The following is a 21655-nucleotide window of genomic DNA, read 5'->3' as shown; positions in this document are numbered from 1 at the left end:
ACAGGGAGCAGCACCCCAACCGATGTAATCTCGGCTGAGGGGGATTGACTCAGTAATTTTCTTCTGTCTGTTTTTTAAACAGTTCACGGAACACCGGATAGATATCCTCCTGCTCCCGTATGTGTTCAATGGCAAAATTATCAAAGGTGCTTTGCAGATGTTCATATTCACGCCACAAAGTTTGATGAGCGCGCCGGGTGATCTCAATATAACTGTAGTATCGTACCACCGGCAAAATCTGCCTGGCCAATATTTCATGGCACAAAGGGGAGTCATCAGCCCAGTTATCACCATCTGAGGCTTGCGCCGCATAGATATTCCATTGTGCCGGGTCATAGCGTTCCTTGACTACTTCATCCATTAATTTAAGCGCACTGGAAACGATAGTTCCCCCGGTTTCCTGAGAATAGAAGAACTCCTGTTCATCCACTTCTTTCGCCTGAGTATGATGGCGAATGTAAACCACATCGACGTTTTTATAGGTTCTGCTTAAAAACAGATAGAGCAGGATATAGAAACGCTTAGCCATATCTTTGGTGGCCTGATCCATCGACCCGGAGACATCCATCAGGCAGAACATCACTGCCTGACTGGAAGGTTCAGCACGCTTTTCAAAATTCTTATAGCGCAAATCAAAAGTATCAATAAAAGGCACGCGCTTAATACGAGCACGTAGCTCTTCAATTTCCTTACGTAACCGTTGTTCCTCCAGCAGCTGAGCGGGTTCGCTTTGTTCCACCCGCAGCAGAGCATCCTCCAATTCCGCCAACAGACGCCGTTTGCCCGCGGTCATGGCCGTGCGCCGCGCCAGAGAATTCTGCAATGAACGTACCACGCTGATATTTGCCGGCACGCCATTCGCGGTGTAACCGGCGCGGTGGGTCTTATATTCGGTAAGCTGTCGTTGCTGATTCTTCTTCAAATTCGGTAGCGCCAGGTCCTCGAATAACAGGTCAAGATATTCGTCTTTAGAGATATTGAAAACGAATTCGTCTTGCCCCTCACCGTCTTTGCCGGCATTGCCCTGACCGCTGCCGCTTCCTCCGCCACCGCCCTGAGGACGCTCAACGCGGTCGTTTTGCACAAAATGGTCATTGCCGGGATGAACGCGATAGCGCTCTCCACCGCGTCCCTGATGGAAACTCGGTTCGTTAATATCCTCTATTGGAATCGAGACGGATTCGCCGCTGTCGACGTCGGTGACCGAACGCTTATTAATGGCCCCGGAGATCGACTGTTTTATTTGCGCTTTGTAGCGGCGCAAAAAACGCTGGCGATTGACCGCGCTTTTATTTTTACCGTTAAGACGCCGATCGATAAAATAGGCCATAGCTCCCCCTAAACATGGTTGCCAACCGGGAAAGGGCGCACGGCCCTTGCCCGAACGGATGCGACTGCCGGATCAGGACGATTTTCTTACGCGTAAATACCATTCGCACAGCAGGCGAACCTGTTTACGGGTGTAGCCTTTCTCCATCATGCGATCGACAAAATCGTCGTGTTTTTTCTGCTCGTCGGTGGACGTTTTCGCGTTGAACGAAATGACGGGCAGTAGCTCTTCAGTATTGGAAAACATTTTTTTCTCAATCACCGTGCGCAGCTTCTCGTAGCTGGTCCAGTTAGGATTCCGGCCACTATTATGAGCGCGGGCGCGCAACACAAAATTGACGATTTCGTTACGGAAGTCTTTTGGATTACTGATGCCGGCCGGTTTTTCAATCTTCTCAAGCTCCGCATTCAGCGCTTCGCGGTCGAACAGTTGGCCGGTATCCGGGTCGCGATATTCCTGATCCTGAATCCAGAAGTCAGCATAGGAAACATAACGGTCGAATATGTTCTGACCATATTCTGAATAGGATTCGAGGTAGGCGGTTTGAATCTCTTTACCAATAAATTCGGCATATTTCGGGATCAGGTAACCCTTAAGAAATTCAAGATATTTTTCGGCCAGTTCCTGTGGGAATTGCTCGCGATCTATCTGCTGTTCAAGCACATAGAACAGATGGACCGGGTTCGCTGCCACTTCAGCATGGTCGAAATTAAAGACGCGCGAAAGGATTTTGAAGGCAAAGCGCGTAGACAGCCCATTCATCCCCTCATCGACGCCGGCATAATCACGATATTCCTGATAGGATTTCGACTTAGGATCGGTATCCTTGAGGCTTTCACCGTCGTAGACGCGCATTTTTGAATAGGTGCTGGAGTTCTCTGGCTCTTTCAAACGTGACAGGATGGAGAAGCGCGCCAGCGTTTCCAGCGTTCCCGGTGCACAGGGTGCATGAGCCAATTCGCTGTTAACCAACAACTTTTCGTAGATTTTCATCTCCTCTGAAACGCGCAGGCAGTAAGGCACCTTAACGATGTAAACGCGATCGAGGAAGGCTTCATTGTTTTTGTTATTACGGAAGGTAACCCACTCTGATTCATTCGAGTGCGCCAGAATAATGCCGTTAAAAGGCAGGGCGGAAATGCCCTCCGTGCCGTTGTAGTTCCCTTCCTGAGTAGCGGTAAGCAAGGGATGAAGCACCTTGATTGGCGCTTTAAACATCTCTACAAACTCCATAATCCCCTGGTTCGCCCGGCAAAGAGCGCCGGAATAACCATAAGCGTCAGGATCGTTCTGCGCATGATTTTCAAGCTTGCGGATATCAACTTTTCCTACCAGCGCTGAAATATCCTGGTTGTTTTCATCGCCCGGCTCGGTTTTAGCGATAGCCACCTGCTCCAGTATCGACGGCCAGACTTTCACGACTTTGAAACGGGTGATGTCACCGCCGAAATCGTGCATACGCTTGGCGGCCCAGGGCGACATGATAGTGCCCAGATAGCGGCGCGGTACGCCATATTCTTTGTCAAGAATGTTGGCATCTTCTTGTGGATTGAACAGGCACAGCGGGTGGTCGTTGACCGGGCTGCGTTCGCCGTCTGCGGTGAGCACATAAATCGGTACGCGCTGCATCAGCGATTTTAGCCGTTCAGCCAGAGAGGATTTACCCCCGCCCACTGGCCCAAGCAGATAGAGGATCTGTTTCTTTTCTTCCAAACCTTGCGCAGCGTGCTTCAGATAGGAGACGATCTGCTCAATCGCTTCTTCCATACCATAAAACTCTTCGAACGCCGGGTAACGCGCGACAACGCGGTTGGAGAATAGCCGTGATAGGCGAGGCTCAAGAGCGGTGTCGACCATCACGGGTTCACCGATGGCCATTAATAGTCGTTCCGCCGCATTGGCGTATGCACTGCGATCCTGACGGCAAATAGTCAGGAATTCCTGCAGTGTGAACTCTTCGTCCTTGGCAGCTTCATAACGCTGACGATAGTGATCGAATATATTCATGGCGTTGCCCGTCCTTTTGTTTATGTACCGGAAATACTCCGCGCTGCAGATGGATTTGCTTCGCTTGCTTAGCCGAATCACTTGACTTGATAAGTGCTCGCGCCTCGCGGGTAAGCTGCTCTCCTGCAACCCGAATTATTCGGGTATAGCACAGGTACCAGGAGCTGAAGAAATAACCACTCCTGAAGAATTCATGGTTGAGTACAGCAACCCTTATGCCAATCTGTCATGATTTACAGGCCTGCTTTGAAAATGATGGTCGCCTGCTGCCAGAGCCAGGCGCTTCATTATTAAGCGTAGATCGCATTCAAAAAATTTCCTGAATTAGCGTTAATTTTCAATGAAATTCAAGCACAAAGTTACATCGATGCTCCGCGTCAGCCTTGACTGCTGCGCCCTGACAGGATTTTCAAACCTTCTGAGCTGTACGATGGCCCGCATTGCCAAAACTTAATTCAGAGTGTTGCAGGTTGTGTGATTTTCTGACTCAGGGTACAGATCTTGTTTAGAATGTCAGTTCGATTGTTATATCTATGGATTAAACAAGTTGTGAACCATTTCAAATTTACTACTCTTTGTGCTTTTTTATCCGGCTGCTTTGTTGCTCCGGTGGCACAGGCCAATCCCTTAACGTTGGGAGCCGGTCTGCTTTACATTCAAAGCCCGTATAAAAGTGGCCAGGATCGCTACTTTCCATTGCCTGTAATCAACTATGAAGGGGACAGCTTCTACATTCATAGCTTGCAGGCGGGGTACTATTTGTGGAAAGACCAGCAGGATCAGCTGTCAATAACCTTAATCGGTTCACCGCAAAATTACGATCCTGATAGTGCCGATGACGCCGATATGAAATTGCTAAACAAGCGCCGAATGACGCTGATGGGCGGGTTGGCATATCGTCATAGCGCAGACTGGGGCATCGTTCGAACCACGCTGGCAGGCGACATGCTGAATAACAGCAACGGTATGATTTGGGATCTGGCATATCTTTATCGCTTTGAATCCGGTCAGTTCAGCCTGACGCCGGGCATCGGAGCGCTGTGGAACAGTGCTCCTCAAAACCGCTATTATTACGGTATCACCTCGGATGAATCTCAACGAAGTGGCCTTGAGGCTGACGATCCCGATAGCAGCTGGAGTCCTTATCTGGAACTGAGCGCGGGATGGAAAATAAGTGAAAACTGGAATGCCATGTTGTCCGGTCGCTATTTACGTCCTGGCAGTGAAATTAAAGACAGCCCGATGGTGGATGAAAATGCACAAATGGTGTTATTTACCGGGATGAGCTACACATTCTGATTATCCCGACGCCCTGATTGAGTGCATATCAGGCCCTTTGCATCATCACGGCGCACCAAAACAAAGCAGGGAGAGTCTGATGAGTCGAACGGTTGTTTTCACTGATGGCGCAGTCCTGCCTGCTATCGGACAGGGTACGTGGTTTATGGGGGAAGAGGCCGGGCAGCATCGGCAAGAGGTCACTGCTTTACAGGCGGGGCTGGACATGGGCCTTACCCTGATAGACACAGCAGAGATGTATGCCGATGGCGGTGCGGAACGGGTCGTCGGTGACGCACTGATCGGTCGGCGCGACAGCGCCTGGCTGGTATCAAAGTTTTACCCCTGGCATGCCGGCGAATTTGATGCGTTAGCAGCCTGTGAACGCAGCCTTAAACGCCTTAAAACAGATTATCTTGATCTCTATCTTCTTCACTGGCGCGGTAATATCCCCCTTGAAGAGACGATAAGGGCAATGGACGCTTTGCAACAGCAGGGTAAAATCCGCAGATGGGGTGTCTCGAACTTCGATAGCGACTCTCTGCAAGAGCTATGGTCAGAAAAGGGCGGTAACACCTGTGCCGGCAACCAGATCCTTTATCATCTGGCCTCGCGCGGCGTTGAGTTCGACTTATTGCCGGCATGTCAGCAGCAAGGCATGCCGGTTATGGCTTACTGCCCACTCGCCCGGGCGGGCAGGCTGCGTGGCGCCCTGATGAACCACCCGGTGTTGCAGCAGATAGCACAACAAAAACGCATCAGCATCGCTCAGCTGTTGCTGGCGTGGGTTATCCGCAATGACGGAGTTATTGCGATCCCCAAAGCCAGCAGTATCGCGCACGTAAAGGATAATGCTGCGGCGCTGGGTATTACCTTTAACAGCGATGAGTTGGCCCTGATTAATCAGGCATTCCCGCCGCCAACGGTAAGGGTGCCGCTGGACGTCGTTTGAAGTCTCAGGCGGCCTTAACCGCTTGACGGCACTGCTGCATCAGCATTGCGCGGCGTTATTCAGTCAGGAGTTGGTGCCGGACACGCCACGGAAACTTCACTTTTTGCTGTGAACCCTGAAGGTGGTTGCCAGGCGGGCTGGCCTGTCGTCGCGGCTGATCATTGGCTGACTAATATGCGCCGTTTCAACACAAACCATGGTTTTATAACCCTCATTGGCCATATCGGCCATGCTGCATGACCGCTCCGGTCCCGGATTCCAGGTGACAACGTCACTATGATGGTGGTGATGAACTTCAATTACCCGCTCTCCGCTTTTATCGCTAATAATGCTGCGGTTTTCAGGCTGCGTGTAAATTCGGTCAGTGCAATGAGGATAGGTCTGTACGCCGTCGTCAGACGTTCCTGTCAGGCCATCTTTAACTTTATCAATGTAGTTCGGCCCCAGGCCGCTGACCGAAACGCCATCGATATCAGCCACCGCGAAGTAACTGTGCAGCGCGGCGGTTGACTCAAATTCGCCATGTGCTTCAAGTTCAATTTCACAGCGTTCGCCCAGACGAAACCGGGCAAACAGGGTAAAGTTGTGTGGCCATAACTTCCTGGTTTTTTCACTGCTTTTCAGTGCCAGCGTCAGCATCACGCACTGGTCGTTCTCATCATGTGCGGAAAGCTCCCAGGGCAGGTTACGGGCAAAGCCATGTGCTGGCTCGCCGGCCGGGCCAAACCAGGGCCAACAGACAGGCACACCGCCGCGGATCGCTTTGCCGTCACGTAGCGGGGTTTTATCGCTAATCCAGATAACGGGTTTTTCACCACTGGGTTGCCAGGCAACCAGATGGGCGCCCTGAAGGGCGACGGCTGCGCGAACTTTCGGATGGGTGATGACCATGACCGGTAACTCGCCCATTTGTCGCTGTGAAAGGTAGGGGGTCAACTGGTTATGCACAGGCAGGGAGAATATTTTCTCGTTCATAAGTCAGCCTCAAGAAGTTAAGCGACAAAAAGGGCGACATGCGTCGCCCTCAGGTTCGTTTCACATCCAGCCTTAAAACTTAAACTGCCTTAAGCTGTTCCAGTTTATACGGCTGATAACTTATTTAGCGATGTGAGCAATCAGGTCCAGCACCTTGTTCGAGTAACCTGTTTCGTTGTCGTACCAGGATACCAGTTTCACAAAGTTATCGTTCAGGGCGATACCGGCTTTTGCATCAAAGATAGAGGTCAACTTTTCGCCGTTAAAATCGGTAGAAACCACTTCATCTTCGGTGTAGCCCAGAATGCCTTTCAATTCACCTTCGGCAGCCGCTTTAATCGTGTCACAAATTTCTTTATAAGAAGCAGGCTTTTCCAGACGTGCAGTCAGGTCAACAACGGAAACGTTAGGTGTAGGAACGCGGAACGCCATACCGGTCAGCTTGCCGTTCAACTCAGGGATCACTTTTCCAACCGCTTTAGCCGCACCGGTAGAAGAAGGGATAATGTTCTGAGATGCGCCACGGCCGCCGCGCCAGTCTTTGTGAGACGGGCCGTCAACGGTTTTCTGAGTCGCCGTAGTGGCGTGTACCGTGGTCATCAATGCTTCAACGATACCGAATTTATCGTTGATCACTTTCGCCAGCGGTGCCAGGCAGTTGGTGGTGCAGGATGCGTTAGAAACGATAGCCTGACCCGCGTAAGCCTTGTGGTTAACCCCCATTACGAACATCGGGGTATCATCCTTGGACGGACCAGTCAGTACCACTTTCTTAGCGCCAGCTTCGATGTGTTTACGAGCAGTTTCATCGGTCAGGAAGATACCGGTTGCTTCAGCAACCACATCAACGCCAACCGCATCCCACTTCAGGTTCGCCGGATCGCGCTCAGCAGTAACGCGGATGGTTTTGCCGTTAACAACCAAATGGCCGTCTTTGACTTCTACAGTGCCGTTAAAGCGACCATGAGTTGAGTCATACTTCAGCATGTAAGCCATGTAATCTGCGTCGAGCAGATCGTTGATAGCAACGATTTCTACGTCAGAACGTTCCTGAGCAGCACGGAAAACGATGCGACCGATACGGCCAAAACCGTTGATACCTACTTTGATAGTCATATATTCCACCAGCTTGTTGATAGTGAATAAAAGGTTGGCTGTAAAATTACAAAAACCTTACCAGGCGTCAAGCGGAATCGTGTCAATCGTTGTGACAAATCAACCTCAGAACAGGAATTATTCAAGATAAAACCGCTTTTCTCACCAATGGCAGGACTGATTTTGGGGCAGTTTGTTCTGATCTAAAGGGACGCATGCTCTGAATGGTGATCTGCATCACAATTTTAAACCAGCTCTGCAAAGGTTGCCGGGTGAATACGAAAAATTCACCTGACATTGTTAAGTGTTTGTTAGAATAAGCGCTGTAAATGGCAGATTAACCTGGTCAGAGAGTCCAATATGGCTAATGAAGACACCTCTTTTTCACCCGAAAACGCCTTGACGGATATGCAGCACTATGTAACGCAACAGCGTGGTACTGAGCCTCCTTATTCCGGCAAGCTGCTGCACAATAAAAGCGAAGGCATTTATCATTGTCTGATTTGCCAGGCACCGCTGTTCCTCTCCGGGGCTAAATATGATTCAGGCTGTGGCTGGCCCAGCTTTTATCAATCCTGGAGCGATGAGGCTATCCGCTATCTTGAGGATGACACCCACGGCATGCAGCGCATTGAAATTCGCTGCGGCAGCTGTGACGCTCATCTTGGCCATGTTTTCCCGGATGGCCCGCAGCCAACCGGCGAACGCTTTTGTGTTAATTCAGCGGCGCTAAGTTTTACTGATGGCGATGGCAATAAAACGCCCGGCTAAGGAGTGATGATGGAACTGGATGAGATGATCGACGGCATGACTGCGGAAGTGTATCAGCGACTGGTCACCGCCGTAGAAACCGGCAAATGGGCCGATGGCGTTGCGCTGACGCCGGAGCAAAAAGAGCACAGCCTGCAGCTGGTGCTACTCTGGCAGGCGAGAAATAACGATAACCCGCAGCATATGAGTGTGGCTAAGGGCGGGGAAATAGTTATGAAAAGCAAAAAGCAGCTGAAAGAGGAGTTCGGTATCAGCGATGAGACGGTAACTCGCATCAGGTTGCAGTAATTTATTCCTGCAGGAATAAATTACTGCAACCAAAGCGGGGGCAGCCCGTTCCGGCCCCGCCGCACTCACGGTTAAATGATGATGGCACCTGCCTGTGCCATCGTCATCAGGGCGTTTTCACTGTCATCAGGATGGAGATTGACGCCACGGCAGCCCGCTCTCACCACCGTCACCCGGTAGCCCAGATCCAGTGCATCCATCACGCTAAACTTCACGCAGTAATCGGTCGCCAGGCCCATCACAGTCAGGGCCGTAATGCCATGCTCATGCAGCCAGCCGTGTAACCGCGTCTGCTGGCGATGGCCATTATCATAAAATGCACTGTAGCTATCAATTTCTGCATTCTCACCTTTGTGCACCAGCAGGCTGATTGCTGCGCGATCGAGCAGAGGATGCAGCTGCGCACCCTGGCTATGCTGCACGCAATGATCCGGCCACCAGATTTGTGGTAACCCGTTCAAATCGCCCAGGGTTCCCGCTATTGTCCCGGCGTTAGAGGCAAAACTGCCATGATCTGCAGGATGCCAGTCGAGGGTGGCGATGACTGCCTCGCCGCGTTGCTGAAATTCGGCAGCAAGGCGATTAGCGACGGCGATGGTCTGTTCCCCTTCGCTGACGGCCAAAGCCCCGCCGGAACAAAAGTCATTTTGCAGGTCTATTAACAACAATGCCTGACGTATTCTCATCGTTACCTCAGTCCGGGGTCAGTTCGCCGCGCAAATTTTGCTTCATCAGCTGGCGGATTTCATCGCTGGTCAGATCCTGGCTCAGCAGGTAGTGCAGCTTGGTCAACGTGGCTTCAACGGTCAGATCTGCGCCGCTCACCACACCTGCATGCGCCAACGCGTTTCCGGTGGCGTAACCGCCCATATTGACTTTACCGGAGATACACTGAGTCAGATTCACCACCACAATGCCGCGCCGGGTGGCGTCACACAGCTCCTGAAGAAACGCTTTATTCTGCGGCGCATTACCGACGCCATAAGAGCGCAGGATCAGCGCTTTAACCGGCTGCTGAAGAAAATTACGCACCACTTCGGCCGAAATACCGGGATAGAGGGTAACGACCCCGATCGGCTGCGGGGTGATAGGGTGAACCACCAATGCTCCATCGCCAGCAGGGGCCGGAGAGGTATTGAGACGTCGAATATGGATACCCGCTTCCAGCAAGGGGGGCAGATTGGGCGAGGCAAAAGCGTTGAAGCCATCGGCATGTGCCTTGGTGGTGCGGTTGCCGCGGTACAGGGTATTATTGAAGAACAGCGTGACTTCATTAATCGGGTAGTTAGCGGCGACAAACAGAGAATTCAGCAAATTCTGCTGCCCGTCGGAGCGCAGCTGTTCAAGCGGTATCTGTGACCCGGTCACGATAACCGGCTTGGCGAGGTTTTCCAGCATAAATGAGAGTGCCGAGGCGGTAAACGCCATGGTGTCCGTCCCGTGCAGGATGACAAAACCGTCGTAGCGATCGTAGTTTTGCTTTATATCCTCGGCGATGGTTTGCCAGTCCTGGGGGGTCATATCTGATGAGTCAATCAAAGGCTGATATTCATGGATGGTGAAATCAGGCATTTCTGGCCGGTGGAACTCTGGCATATTGGCCAGCTGTTTCTGCAGATGCCCGGAGACCGGAATAAAACCCTGTTCGGAGCGCTGCATGCCGATGGTCCCGCCAGTATAGGCGACGTAAATGGATTTCTTTTGCATTGGTAAACTCAGGGAGTGACTCAAAGAGCGCAGTATAATGGGAAAAAGGGGTGAAAGCAGCCCGACCAATGATGGCCGGGCTAAGGTGACGTCACACAATTGAAACATGTACGGCGCTGCCCGTTATTTCACATCTCCGCAGGTCAGACAGAGAGCATAGCGGTTTTGCGGATCGTTGAGCTTATCCATCAGGCCCGGTTGTTTATTCATTGCCGACATCACATCAAGCATTGGCGCAGGTAAATACGCTTTCAGGGTGGCTGGCAGCGCTGCATGTGCCGCAACTTCGACCTGGCTGACCAACATATCCAGCAAACCTGGCTCGTCATGATACCAGCTCAGCTGTGGCGTGTGCAGTTTTGCCAGTTCTGCCGCTTTGGTAACCGCATCATCAAAATCACCCAGCGCATCGATCAGCCCGTTAGCTTTCGCATCACTGCCGGTCCAGACATGCCCCTGTGCTATCTGGTCAATCTCCCCGGGGGTCTTATGACGCGATTTAGCGACCAGATCGATGAAGTTCTGATAACCCTTATCGATGCTTAACTGCGTCATCTGCTGCACTTCCGCTGGCAGCGCCCGGGTGCTGGCTACATCTGCCAGCGGTGAGGTCGACACGCCGTCGGTATGGACGCCAATGGCCTCCAGCGAGTTCTCTACGGTGTTGATCACGCTGAAGATACCAATGGAGCCGGTCAGCGTATTCGGGCTGGCAATAATATAATCTGCCGGCGTTGATACCCAATAGCCGCCTGAGGCCGCCATACCGCCCATAGAAACCACTACAGGCTTGCCAGCGTCTTTCGCCGCCGCCAGTTCTTCGCGAATGGTTTCAGATGCCGTCACGCTGCCACCCGGGCTGTTAACGCGGAAGACGATGGCTTTGATTTTAGGATCGAGGCGCGCGGCGCGGATTTGCAGCGCGGTGGTATCACCGCCAACGCTGCCCGGCGTTTCCTCGCCATCCGCTATCGCACCGCTGGCCAGAATCACCGCCACATTACCGTCGCTGCTGCTGTCTTTCACCTGATAGTCATAGATGCTGGTGCCGCGGTAATTGTTCGCTTCTTTATCCCAGCCGAAGGTTTTGGCTAATTCGTGTTCAACCCGCGACGCAGAAGCCAGTTCATCCACCAGTTTATTCTCTTTTGCGTACTGAGCGGTATCACCGCCAAATTTTTGTAGCCCGTTCAGCATGCCCTGTGCGCCAGGGAAGACCTGATCGGCTGTTATCTGGCGGTTAGCGGCCAGCGTATTAAGGTAATTCTGCCACAGTTTCCCGATCCAGCGACCATCAGCATCTCGCGCCTCCGGTGACATGCTGTCACGCAGGAAAGGTTCTACCGCTGACTTGTATGTGCCTACGCGGAACACATGGGAGCTGACTTTCAGCTTATCGATCAGGGTTTTATAATACAGGCTGTGGGTAGCGAAACCATGCAGGTCAACGTTACCCAGCGGCGACAGGTAAATTTTGTTAGCAAAACTGGCAAGATAGTACTGTGCCTGGCTGTAGCTCTCTCCGCTGGCGAAGATCGGTTTACCGCCGTCACGGAACTCACGCAGCGCTTTACCAATATATTGCAGCGATGGCTGGTCCGCGCCGGCAAAGTTACGCAGGTCGAGCACCACACCGGTGATATTCGCATCGTCTTTTGCCTGACGAATGGCGTCCACCACGTCAAACAGGGAATTTTCCTTAAGGCGGTCACTGCTGGCACCTAACAACTGGCGGCCAATCTTGCTGAACTTATTGCTGACGGACGGTTTATCTACCACCACGCCGCTCAGGTTGACGACCAGCGCGCCTTTTTGCGTGGCTGCCGGCGTGCTGGCATTATGTAACTGGAACCAAAGCCCCAGGGCGACAACAATCAGCAGGATCAGGAACAGGTTAAGCACAAATTCGCGAACGAAGTTAAGCACCCGCCACGTCCACTTAAAGATAGTAGCGATAATCCGCCATAACACGCGCATAGACTCTCCATAATGGCAATGAAATGCCCGGTGCGGAGGAAGATTACCACATCGCATCCGCTAAACCGGGCAATAATGCCTGACATCCTAATTAGCAGGGGCGAAATTGTCAGCAGGAAAAAGTGCAATGCTGTAACAAAACATCATCCTGTGCTAGTTTCTGCCTGAGACAATCATTATCAGGAGGATGCTATGGATGCTATGGATGCTCTGGAATTACTGATCAACCGCCGCTCTGCCTCCCGTCTGGTTGAGCCAGCCCCGGCAGGTGCAGCCTTAAAGCATATTTTATCTGCTGGCCAGCGCGCCCCCGACCACGGCACGCTTAAGCCCTGGCGTTTTATTATTATCGAAAATGAAGGACGTGACCGTTTCAGCGCGCTGCTGGAAAAATTGTCGCACGATGCACGGCTGGATGAGAAAGCGATTGAGAAAGCGCGGCGTGCGCCCTACCGGGCACCGATGATCATTACCGTAGTAGCCCATTGCGAAGACCATCCTAAAGTCCCGCGCTGGGAGCAGGTGGTTTCCGCCGGATGCGCCGTTATGGCGATGCAACTGGCCGCTGTCGCGCAGGGGTTCAACGGTATTTGGCGTAGCGGAGCCTGGACGGAGGCAGAGCCGGTACGCGAAGCGTTTCATTGTCGCCCCCAGGATGCGATTGTCGGTTTCCTCTACCTCGGAACGCCGCAGCTCAAATCTTCAACCCACGTTGTCCCGCCGGACAGCGGCGCATTAATTAGCTACTTTTAAATGATTAGCGCAGAAAATAAACGATGTGCCTGTCGCCGGATGCGCGTGCAGGCCGTGGCGGCCCTTCAGCCTGTTTTGCCCGGACTGATGGGCGCAAGCCGAAAGAAGCAGGCCGGAAGGGCCATTTTTGTCACCCAATCCTGAGCAGGAAATTCCCCGCGGATGCGTTTGTTTATCGCCGAAAAACCCAGTCTTGCCCGCGCCATTGCGGATGTTTTGCCCAAACCCCATCGTCGTGGTGACGGCTACATTGCCTGTGGCAGCGACCAGGTGGTGACCTGGTGCGTCGGCCACCTGCTGGAGCAGGCGCAGCCTGACAGCTATAACGGCCGTTTCGCCCGCTGGTCGTTGGCCGATTTGCCGATTGTGCCGGAAAAATGGCGGTTGCAGCCACGTCCGTCGGTGGCCAAACAGCTCAATGTGATCAAAGGGCTGCTGTCGCAGGCCAGCGTGGTGGTTCATGCTGGTGACCCGGACCGGGAAGGCCAGCTGCTGGTCGATGAAGTGCTGGATTACCTGACGCTACCCGCTGAAAAACATGCGCAAGTGCAGCGTTGTCTGATTAACGACCTCAACCCCCAGGCGGTGGAAAGGGCCATAGGGCGGCTACGTGAAAACCGCGAGTTTATCCCTTTGTGTGTTTCCGCGCTGGCGCGTGCACGTGCTGACTGGCTGTACGGAATCAATATGACCCGGGCCTACACGCTGTTAGGGCGCAATGCCGGCTATGACGGCGTGCTTTCCGTAGGTCGCGTCCAGACCCCGGTGCTGGGGCTGGTGGTGCGTCGCGATGAAGATATTGAAAACTTTGTGGCGAAAGACTTCTTCGAAGTCCGTGCCCACATTGTTACGCCCGCAGACGAGCGTTTTGTCGCCCTGTGGCAGCCGAGCGACTCCTGTGAGCCTTACCAGGATGATGAAGGGCGTCTGCTGCATCGTCCGCTGGCGGAGCATGTGGTGGCCCGGATCGGCGGACAGCCCGCTCATGTCACCAGCTATAACGATAAGCGTGAAAACGAGACGGCACCGTTACCGTTTTCGCTTTCCGCCCTGCAAATTGAGGCGGGTAAACGCTTCGGACTCAGTGCGCAAACGGTGCTGGATACCTGCCAGCGCCTTTACGAAACGCATAAGCTGATTACTTACCCCCGTTCTGACAGCCGTCATCTGCCGGATGAGCATTTTGCCGGGCGGCACGCGGTGCTGAATGCGATTAATATCCATCTGCCGAACCTGACCCCGCCGGGCGATTTCAACAGTGACCAGAAGAACCGCTGCTGGGACGACAAAAAGGTCGATGCTCACCATGCGATTATTCCGACTGCGCGCAGCAGTCAGGTCGCTCTTTCGGATCACGAACGGCAGATTTATTGCCTGATAGCCACTCAGTATCTGATGCAGTTTTGCCCCGATGCGATCTATCGTAAATGCGTAATCGAATTAGCTATCGCCGGCGGTAAGTTCCTTGCCAAAGCGCGTTTTCTGGCGGAAGCCGGCTGGCGCGCGCTGCTGGGCAGCAAGGAGCGTGACGAAGAAAACGACGGCACGCCTCTGCCGGTAGTCACCAGAGGGGATGAGCTGCTTTGCGAACGAGGCGAAGTGCTGGAGAAGCAGACACAGCCACCGCGCCCCTTCACCGATGCGACCTTACTGTCAGCAATGACCGGTATAGCACGTTTTGTTCAGGATAAAGATCTCAAGAAAGTGCTGCGTGCGACCGATGGTTTAGGTACGGAGGCGACGCGCGCCGGGATAATCGAGCTGCTGTTTAAGCGCTCCTTCCTGTTTAAGAAGGGGCGCTACATTCACTCCAGCCCCGCCGGACGCGCGCTAATCCACTCTCTGCCGGAGATGGCAGCACGCCCGGATATGACCGCCCACTGGGAATCAACGCTGACGAAAATCAGCGAGAAGCAGTGTCGTTATCAGGACTTTATGTCTCCGCTGGTGGAAACGCTGCACAGTTTAATTCAACAGGCACGACAACAGCCCGCAGCGTATGCGTTTCGCGGCTTGCCCGCTCCGGCAACTGACAAAACGAAAAGGCCCCGCCGTAAAACGGCGCAAAAGAAGGAAAGCGAAACATGAGACGGCACCTGACGCTAATATTATTGCTCGGACTGAGCGTTCCGGCGCTGGCCGAAGGTTATAGCAGTAACAATGGCCACCAGAGCGGCATAAATACCGATGTGGTGGTGGACATGCCGCGCGAGGTGTGGACGCGGGGTAATCAGGATCCTCAGTCGCCATGCCAGCGCTGCTGCGTCTATGAAAACCGTAACTATACCGAAGGGGCGGTGCTAAAAAGAGAAGGCGTATTACTCCAGTGCGTGAGTGATGAAAACGCGCTTGGAACCAATAATCTGATCTGGCGGATGGTGAAGTAATCACCCTTACGCGGTCGGGCTGCAGGCCGATGAGCTGGCTTCCTGCAGTCCGACATCTTACCCGTTGGCGCTGAACTACTCGCTGAACTCGGCCCAGATGGGGGCATGATCGGAAGGTTTTTCCATTGCACGAATATCGTAATCAATACCGGTTGCCACACAGCGATCTGCCAGCGGCCTGCTTGCCAGTACCAGATCGATGCGTAACCCACGATTGTCATCAAAGCCCTTTGAACGATAGTCAAACCAGGAAAAACGGTCGTTAATTGTCGCATGCTGTGCGCGCCATGTATCGACCAGGCCCCAGTTCATTAACTTGTCCATCCATTCGCGCTCTTCCGGCAGGAATGAACATTTTCCCGTGCGGAGCCAACGTTTACGGTTTTCTTCACCGATGCCGATATCCAGATCGCCGCTGCTGATATTCATATCTCCCATGATCAGCAGCTGATTATCAGGCTTTTGCTGCTGTTCGAGATAGCTGTGCAGATCGCGATAGAATTTCTCTTTAGCCGGGAACTTGGTCGGATGGTCGCGGCTCTCTCCCTGTGGAAAGTAGCCGTTAATCACCGTTAGCAGCCCGGAAGGGGTCATGATATCGGCCATGATAATGCGGCGCTGCGCGTCTTCGTCATCGCTTGCAAAACCACGCCGCACGGCGACTGGCTGTTGTTTACATAACAGCGCTACGCCGTAATGGCCTTTCTGACCATGGTAGAAGACGTGATAGCCAAGGCTGGCGACTTCTGCAAGCGGAAACATATCATCGTGAACTTTGGTTTCCTGCAGGCCGATTACATCGGGCTGATGCTGTTCAACGATTGCTTGCAGTTGATGGGGGCGGGCGCGCAGCCCATTGATATTAAAAGAAACAAATTTCATAGCTGGGGCCATTTTGCCGGGTAAAAAAGAGGAAAAGATGGTAGCAGAATTCGCGCCAATAAAGAAATGTCCCTGACCCTTCGGGTCGAAGCTTCTCATCCTTCCCGTGGGGAAGATAAACGTGCAAGAGAATGTCAGGCTGACGTGGTATTTGAAAGGGTGGTGGGGGAAGGATGACGCGTCACGGCGTTCCTTGCCCTACGGGCCGCCATTGCATGGCGTTGTCTCACTGCGTTCGACTCGAACCTTCCGGTCGAAGCTTCTCATCCTTCCCCTGGGAAGATGAACGTGCAAGAGAATGTCAGGCTGACGTGGTATTTGAAAGGGGGATGGGGGAAGGATAACGCGTCACGGCGTCCCTTGCCCTACGGGCCGCCATTGCATGGCGTTGTCTCACGGCGTTCGACTCGAACCTTCGGGTCGAGGCTTCTCATCCTTCCCCTGGGAAGATGAACGTGCAAGAGAATGTCAGGCTGACGTGGTAATTGAAAGGGTGGTGGGGGAAGGATGACACGTCACGGCGTTCCTTGCCCTACGGGCCGCCATTGCATGGCGTTGTCTCACGGCGTTCGACTCGAACCTTCGGGGCGAGGCTTCTCATCCTTCCCGTGGGGAAGATGAATGTGCAAGAGAATGTCAGGCTGACGTGGTAATTGAAAGGGGGATGGGGGAAGGATGACGCGTCACGGCGTTCCTTGCCCTACGGGCCGCCATTGCATGGCGTTGTCTCACGGCGTTCGACTCGAACCTTCGGGTCGAAGCTTCTCATCCTTCCCGTGGGGAAGATAAACGTGCAAGAGAATGTCAGGCTGACGTGATAATTGAAATGGTGGTGGGGGAAGGATAACGCGTCACGGCGTTCCTTGCCCTACGGGCCGCCATTGCATGGCGTTGTCTCACGGCGTTCGACTCGAACCTTCGGGTCGAAGCTTCTCATCCTTCCCGTGGGGAAGATAAACGTGCAAGAGAATGTCAGGCTGACGTGGTATTTGAAATGGTGGTGGGGGAAGGATTCGAACCTTCGAAGTCGATGACGGCAGATTTACAGTCTGCTCCCTTTGGCCGCTCGGGAACCCCACCACTGGCCATACTTGCTACGCTGGTTAAGCGGGGCGCATCATATCAAATGAAATGCCCCTGTAAAGCAGCGAATAAGATAAAAAAATCCGTTTGCCTTTTTTTTGTGCATGATGCTGTTTTGTCGAACAAAACAGCACCCTTCGCATCAAAGAATAATAGTGCGATTGCCATAAACAAACACGCGCTGCGCCAGAACCTCATACAGCGCACGGCTCAACGCGTTTTTCTCAACGTCACGACCGGCCCGCATCATATCTTCGGCCGAATAGGTGTGATCAACATGAATAACGTCCTGCATAATGATCGGACCTTCGTCCAGGTTGTTATTCACGTAGTGCGCGGTAGCGCCTATGATCTTAACCCCGCGCTCATACGCCTGGTGGTAAGGGCGTGCGCCGATAAATGCGGGCAGGAATGAGTGGTGAATATTGATGATCTGGTTCGGATAGCGCTCCACAAATGCCGGGGTTAAGACCCGCATATACTTAGCCAGCACAACGTAGTCTGGCTGGTAGCGGTCAATCTCAGTAGCCAGTTTGTTGTCGTGCTCATCACGCGTCAGTCCTTCATGACTAACCAGAGCAAAGGGGATATCAAAGCGCTCTACCAGCGTTCGTAGCGTTTCGTGATTGCCTATGACGGCAGCGATTTCAACATCCAGCCCGCCATAAACGCTTTTCATCAGCAAATCGCCAAGGCAATGTGCCTCTTTGGTCACCAGAATAACAATGCGACGACGACCAGCGGGATGCAGTTCACGTTCTGAACCGTCTGGCAACGCGCCGTCAAGATCGGCCAGCAGCGTAGCATCATTGAAAATGCCTTCCAGCTCGGTGCGCATAAAGAAGCGGCCGGTGCGGTGATCGACAAATTCATTATTTTGCACAATATTCAGCTCGTGTTTGTAGCAAATATTAGTGATTTTCGCGATCAGCCCTTTTGCATCGGGGCAGATGGTGCGTAGAACTTTTCGTTGCAGTGTTTGCGCTTGCATTGCGATGGTGATCCTGTCGATACAAAGGGAAATCAGGGTCAAGACTGACCACAGCATTTCTTATGTTTTTTTCCGGAGCCGCAAGGACACCGATCGTTGCGTCCCGTTGGCGGGAAGGTTCCGTCGATATAATACCAGCGTTGTTCCTCACGAAGAAAGCGTGAACGTTCGTGAATAAAACTTTCCTGCTGATTTTCAGCCAAACGGGCAAAAAAGGTCACATATCCCTGACCTTGTTCAGTATCGACATCAGTGGTGATGACTCTGAGGCCAAGCCAGCGCGTGGTGGCAAAGCTTTCTTCCAGACTGGCGGCAAAATTTTGCGCCTGGCAAGAAGGGTGCCAGCTGGCAATCAGGTAGTGTAAATCCTGCTTAACGTAAGCGCTGTAGCGCGAGCGCATCAGGGCTTCAGGCGTGCCGGGCCAGGCGCGCCCCCTCAAATAGGGTTCGCAACATAAGCTATACTGCAATCCGCTACCGCACGGGCAATTTTCAGACACGTTAACTCCGGAAGTTTCAAAAAATGCTTTATATTCGCTTGTCATGGTAACCGGGCACGGCCGGGGTCAGAAACTTTTGCAGCTGCCGTGCGCGCGTCTTAACCTGATAACGCACAAACTTCGGGCCGTGACGGATGACATGTTGGCGCGACCATTTGCATTAGCCTGACCCCTTGAGTGGGCGATTGTGTCAACTCACTGGCTACCCGGCAGCTGATTGATGCCACTGTGCAGCCGTGGCAAGGGAAAGGGGCTGACATCCCACGATCCCCCCCGAACACCGCCTCAGGCGAAAGCGGATGGCGGGAAGTTCACTTAATGTTTACTCAACAGCAACGGCTGCGAGTCTTCAGACTGTTCTGCCAGCGGCAAGAAAGTAGCGTCGCAACGGGCAGGCCATCGTCCGGGAAGCCCCATCAGGAACCGTAAGCGCTGGAGAGTTAGAAACATCAAAACCCGGTCGGTATAACATGCTATTTATAGCCATGTAAAGAGGCGTAAAGTCCGTTTATAGGCCACTATTGAGGTATCTTTTATGCAGGGGGAAGCAATGGAAAAGCCATTAACAGGAAAACATATTCTCATCGTTGAGGACGAAGTCGTTTTCCGTTCCCTGCTGGAAAATTTTCTTTGTGAACTGGGCGCGCAAGTGACTCTTGCGGACGATGGTCTGCATGCGATCCAATGCTTAGGCCGCGCGACACCCGACCTGATGATTTGCGATTTGGCCATGCCGCGTATGAACGGTATCAAACTGGTCGAGCATCTGCGCAGTACGGGCAGCGTGATACCGATTTTGGTGATCTCCGCCACCGAAAACATGGCCGATATTGCTCATGTATTGCGGCTTGGCGTGCAGGATGTACTGCTTAAGCCGGTCAAAGACCTGGCGCGGCTGCGAGAAGCCGTATTCGAATGTCTCTATCCTTCGATGTTTACTTCTAAGGTAGAAGAGGATGAACAACTGTTTCAGGACTGGGATGCGCTGGTTAGCGATCCTCAGGCAGCAGCCAAACTACTCAAACAACTTCAGCCTCCGGTTCAGCAAACCATTGCCAACTGTCGCATCAATTATCGCCAGCTTACCATGGCCGAACATCCCGGGCTGGTGCTGGATGTTGCCGCACTTTCTGATAAAGATCTGGCTTTTTATTGTCTGGACGTCACGCGTGCGGGTGACAATGGCGTATTAGCTGCATTATTGCTCCGCGCACTGTTTAACGGCCTGTTGCAGGAACAACTCTCCGATCGGGGGCAGCGTTTGCCAGAGCTGGGCGGCCTGTTAAATCAAGTCAATTTGCTACTGCGCCAGGCCAACCTCGATGGGCAGTTCCCGCTGTTGGTGGGCTACTATCACCAGGGGTTAAAAAACCTGATTCTGGTTTCCGCCGGTTTGAATGCCACGCTCAATATCCACACACATCAAATCAAACTCCGCAACGGGGTGCCACTTGGTACGCTCGGCAGCACGCATCTTAATCAAATCAGCCAGCGGTGCGAGGCCTGGCAGTGCCAGGTCTGGGGGGCGGGTGGTCGTTTGCGCCTCATGCTGTCTACATTATAGGCATCCCAAGACTTTTTTCTCCTGGCCTACGCTGACAGGGCAAGGAATTCGCTTTAAAATTGGGTAATTATCTTAAATTAATGTGAAATGTTCTAACCAGGATAAATCCACGAGGATTGAACTGGTATACTCGTTTCGTTTTTAAAATCGACATATCAAGTAATAACTTGAACGGCCTAAAGAGAGGTATTTTGATGTCTGCCTATAACTCAAAAGTAAAAAAAGCGGTTATCCCGGTTGCTGGTTTGGGAACGCGTATGTTGCCTGCTACCAAAGCGATTCCGAAAGAGATGTTGCCGCTGGTTGATAAGCCGTTAATTCAGTATGTCGTTAACGAGTGTATTGCTGCTGGGATCAATGAGATCGTGCTGGTTACGCACTCATCCAAGAACTCAATTGAAAACCATTTCGATACCAGCTTCGAGCTGGAAGCTATGCTGGAAAAGCGTGTAAAACGCCAGCTGCTGGAAGAAATTCAGTCAATTTGTCCGCCACACGTTACCATCATGCAGGTGCGTCAGGGGCTGGCTAAAGGCCTGGGCCACGCAGTAATGTGCGCATGGCCGGTGATTGGTAACGAGCCGGTAGCCGTTATCCTGCCGGATGTGATTCTGGATGAATACGAATCAGATTTGTCGAAAGACAACCTGGCAGAAATGATCAGACGCTTCGATGAAACTGGCCACAGCCAGATCATGGTTGAACCCGTTGCTGACGTCACCGCTTACGGTGTGGTGGATTGCCAGGGCGCGCAGCTGAACCCGGGCGACAGCGCGCCAATGGTCGGCGTGGTGGAAAAACCCAAAGCCGATCAGGCCCCTTCAAATCTGGCAGTTGTCGGGCGTTACGTGCTGTCTGCAGATATCTGGCCACTGCTGGCTAAAACGCCTCCGGGCGCCGGTGATGAAATCCAGCTGACCGACTCAATTGCCATGCTGATGGAGAAAGAGACGGTAGAAGCTTATCACCTGAAAGGTGTGAGCCATGACTGTGGTAACAAGCTCGGCTACATGCAGGCTTTCGTTGAATATGGTGTGCGTCACGAAACACTGGGCAGCGATTTCAAAGCCTGGCTGGAAAGCGCTGTCGGCAACAAAAAGTAATTTCTTATTTCT

Annotated in this window: 19 protein-coding genes, 1 tRNA gene and 5 other RNA genes; 9 read left to right on the top strand and 16 right to left on the bottom strand. The window is 52.8% G+C overall.

The window, feature by feature from the left end; all coding sequences use genetic code 11:
- Nucleotides 1–49 precede the first annotated feature (49 nt).
- Both JGC47_RS09530 and yeaG read right to left on the bottom strand, forming a co-directional pair.
- The gene (locus JGC47_RS09530; RefSeq protein ID WP_004157822.1) at nt 50–1330 is read right to left on the bottom strand and encodes a YeaH/YhbH family protein; all 1281 of its coding nucleotides are present in this window, start codon (nt 1328–1330) and stop codon (nt 50–52) included.
- A gap of 72 nt (nt 1331–1402) precedes the next feature.
- Nucleotides 1403–3337: a protein kinase YeaG gene (gene yeaG, locus JGC47_RS09525; protein ID WP_004157821.1), complete on the bottom strand. Its 1935-nt coding sequence runs from the start codon at nt 3335–3337 to the stop codon at nt 1403–1405.
- Nucleotides 3338–3886: 549 nt separating this feature from the next.
- Here yeaG and JGC47_RS09520 point away from each other — a divergent pair.
- Together JGC47_RS09520 and JGC47_RS09515 are read left to right on the top strand one after the other, a co-directional pair.
- Nucleotides 3887–4636, top strand: coding sequence for a MipA/OmpV family protein (locus JGC47_RS09520; protein WP_013036068.1), 750 nt, complete (start codon nt 3887–3889; stop codon nt 4634–4636).
- Nucleotides 4637–4715: 79 nt separating this feature from the next.
- Nucleotides 4716–5567: an aldo/keto reductase gene (locus JGC47_RS09515; protein WP_004157817.1), complete on the top strand. Its 852-nt coding sequence runs from the start codon at nt 4716–4718 to the stop codon at nt 5565–5567.
- Nucleotides 5568–5663: 96 nt separating this feature from the next.
- Here the strand turns inward: JGC47_RS09515 and JGC47_RS09510 are convergent, their stop codons facing one another.
- Nucleotides 5664–6542 (bottom strand): D-hexose-6-phosphate mutarotase, encoded by an 879-nt coding sequence (locus JGC47_RS09510; RefSeq protein ID WP_004164369.1) that lies wholly within the window; start codon nt 6540–6542, stop codon nt 5664–5666.
- A gap of 120 nt (nt 6543–6662) precedes the next feature.
- Entirely contained in the window at nt 6663–7658 is a 996-nt protein-coding gene (gapA, locus tag JGC47_RS09505) for a glyceraldehyde-3-phosphate dehydrogenase (protein ID WP_004157815.1), read from the bottom strand.
- A 339-nt stretch (nt 7659–7997) separates the two neighbouring features.
- On the opposite strand from gapA, the gene msrB reads away from it, so the two are divergent.
- Nucleotides 7998–8408, top strand: coding sequence for a peptide-methionine (R)-S-oxide reductase MsrB (gene msrB / locus JGC47_RS09500; RefSeq protein ID WP_004157814.1), 411 nt, complete (start codon nt 7998–8000; stop codon nt 8406–8408).
- Between the two features lie 9 nt (nt 8409–8417).
- The gene (locus JGC47_RS09495) at nt 8418–8696 is read left to right on the top strand and encodes a YeaC family protein (RefSeq protein WP_004157813.1); all 279 of its coding nucleotides are present in this window, start codon (nt 8418–8420) and stop codon (nt 8694–8696) included.
- A gap of 71 nt (nt 8697–8767) precedes the next feature.
- Here the strand turns inward: JGC47_RS09495 and pncA are convergent, their stop codons facing one another.
- From pncA to sppA, 3 genes are all read right to left on the bottom strand, one after another.
- Nucleotides 8768–9382: a bifunctional nicotinamidase/pyrazinamidase gene (gene pncA / locus JGC47_RS09490; protein WP_004157812.1), complete on the bottom strand. Its 615-nt coding sequence runs from the start codon at nt 9380–9382 to the stop codon at nt 8768–8770.
- Nucleotides 9383–9389: 7 nt separating this feature from the next.
- Nucleotides 9390–10403, bottom strand: coding sequence for an asparaginase (ansA, locus tag JGC47_RS09485; protein ID WP_013036065.1), 1014 nt, complete (start codon nt 10401–10403; stop codon nt 9390–9392).
- A gap of 123 nt (nt 10404–10526) precedes the next feature.
- Entirely contained in the window at nt 10527–12380 is a 1854-nt protein-coding gene (gene sppA / locus JGC47_RS09480) for a signal peptide peptidase SppA (protein ID WP_004157810.1), read from the bottom strand.
- A 201-nt stretch (nt 12381–12581) separates the two neighbouring features.
- On the opposite strand from sppA, the gene JGC47_RS09475 reads away from it, so the two are divergent.
- The 3 genes from JGC47_RS09475 to JGC47_RS09465 all read left to right on the top strand — a co-directional run bounded on the left by JGC47_RS09475 (nt 12582) and on the right by JGC47_RS09465 (nt 15520).
- The gene (locus JGC47_RS09475) at nt 12582–13133 is read left to right on the top strand and encodes an NAD(P)H nitroreductase (RefSeq protein WP_004169947.1); all 552 of its coding nucleotides are present in this window, start codon (nt 12582–12584) and stop codon (nt 13131–13133) included.
- A gap of 162 nt (nt 13134–13295) precedes the next feature.
- The gene (locus tag JGC47_RS09470) at nt 13296–15221 is read left to right on the top strand and encodes a DNA topoisomerase III (RefSeq protein ID WP_004157807.1); all 1926 of its coding nucleotides are present in this window, start codon (nt 13296–13298) and stop codon (nt 15219–15221) included.
- Nucleotides 15218–15520 carry a DUF1496 domain-containing protein gene (locus JGC47_RS09465; RefSeq protein WP_004157806.1) on the top strand — a complete coding sequence of 101 codons (303 nt, stop codon included), beginning with the start codon at nt 15218–15220 and terminating at the stop codon, nt 15518–15520. The genes JGC47_RS09470 and JGC47_RS09465 overlap by 4 nt, the downstream gene beginning before the upstream one ends.
- A 75-nt stretch (nt 15521–15595) precedes the next feature.
- On the opposite strand, the gene xthA is transcribed toward JGC47_RS09465, so the two are convergent.
- From xthA to JGC47_RS09420, 9 genes are all read right to left on the bottom strand, one after another.
- The gene (gene xthA, locus JGC47_RS09460) at nt 15596–16402 is read right to left on the bottom strand and encodes an exodeoxyribonuclease III (RefSeq protein WP_013036064.1); all 807 of its coding nucleotides are present in this window, start codon (nt 16400–16402) and stop codon (nt 15596–15598) included.
- 157 nt (nt 16403–16559) lie between these two features.
- A non-coding RNA gene (locus JGC47_RS09455) (RtT sRNA) lies at nt 16560–16690 on the bottom strand.
- A gap of 36 nt (nt 16691–16726) precedes the next feature.
- Nucleotides 16727–16857: non-coding RNA, RtT sRNA (locus JGC47_RS09450), on the bottom strand.
- A gap of 36 nt (nt 16858–16893) precedes the next feature.
- Nucleotides 16894–17024: non-coding RNA, RtT sRNA (locus JGC47_RS09445), on the bottom strand.
- 37 nt (nt 17025–17061) lie between these two features.
- Nucleotides 17062–17192: non-coding RNA, RtT sRNA (locus tag JGC47_RS09440), on the bottom strand.
- A gap of 37 nt (nt 17193–17229) precedes the next feature.
- A non-coding RNA gene (locus tag JGC47_RS09435) (RtT sRNA) lies at nt 17230–17360 on the bottom strand.
- 37 nt (nt 17361–17397) lie between these two features.
- Nucleotides 17398–17482: transfer RNA gene (locus JGC47_RS09430), tRNA-Tyr, on the bottom strand.
- Nucleotides 17483–17627: 145 nt separating this feature from the next.
- Nucleotides 17628–18476 carry a formyltetrahydrofolate deformylase gene (gene purU / locus JGC47_RS09425; RefSeq protein WP_004157801.1) on the bottom strand — a complete coding sequence of 283 codons (849 nt, stop codon included), beginning with the start codon at nt 18474–18476 and terminating at the stop codon, nt 17628–17630.
- A 38-nt stretch (nt 18477–18514) separates the two neighbouring features.
- On the bottom strand, nt 18515–18976 hold the full coding sequence (locus JGC47_RS09420; RefSeq protein ID WP_004157799.1) for a YchJ family protein: 462 nt from the start codon (nt 18974–18976) through the stop codon (nt 18515–18517).
- A 550-nt stretch (nt 18977–19526) separates the two neighbouring features.
- Here JGC47_RS09420 and rssB point away from each other — a divergent pair.
- Nucleotides 19527–20540, top strand: coding sequence for a two-component system response regulator RssB (gene rssB / locus JGC47_RS09415; protein WP_004157798.1), 1014 nt, complete (start codon nt 19527–19529; stop codon nt 20538–20540).
- A gap of 194 nt (nt 20541–20734) precedes the next feature.
- Entirely contained in the window at nt 20735–21643 is a 909-nt protein-coding gene (galU, locus tag JGC47_RS09410) for a UTP--glucose-1-phosphate uridylyltransferase GalU (RefSeq protein ID WP_004157797.1), read from the top strand.
- Nucleotides 21644–21655: the final 12 nt, after the last annotated feature.

Origin of the sequence: Erwinia amylovora (assembly GCF_017161565.1) — a bacterium.
Taxonomy (GTDB): domain Bacteria; phylum Pseudomonadota; class Gammaproteobacteria; order Enterobacterales; family Enterobacteriaceae; genus Erwinia; species Erwinia amylovora.
Note: the sequence above shows the minus strand (reverse complement) of the source record. Positions and strands in the feature narration are given on the sequence as shown.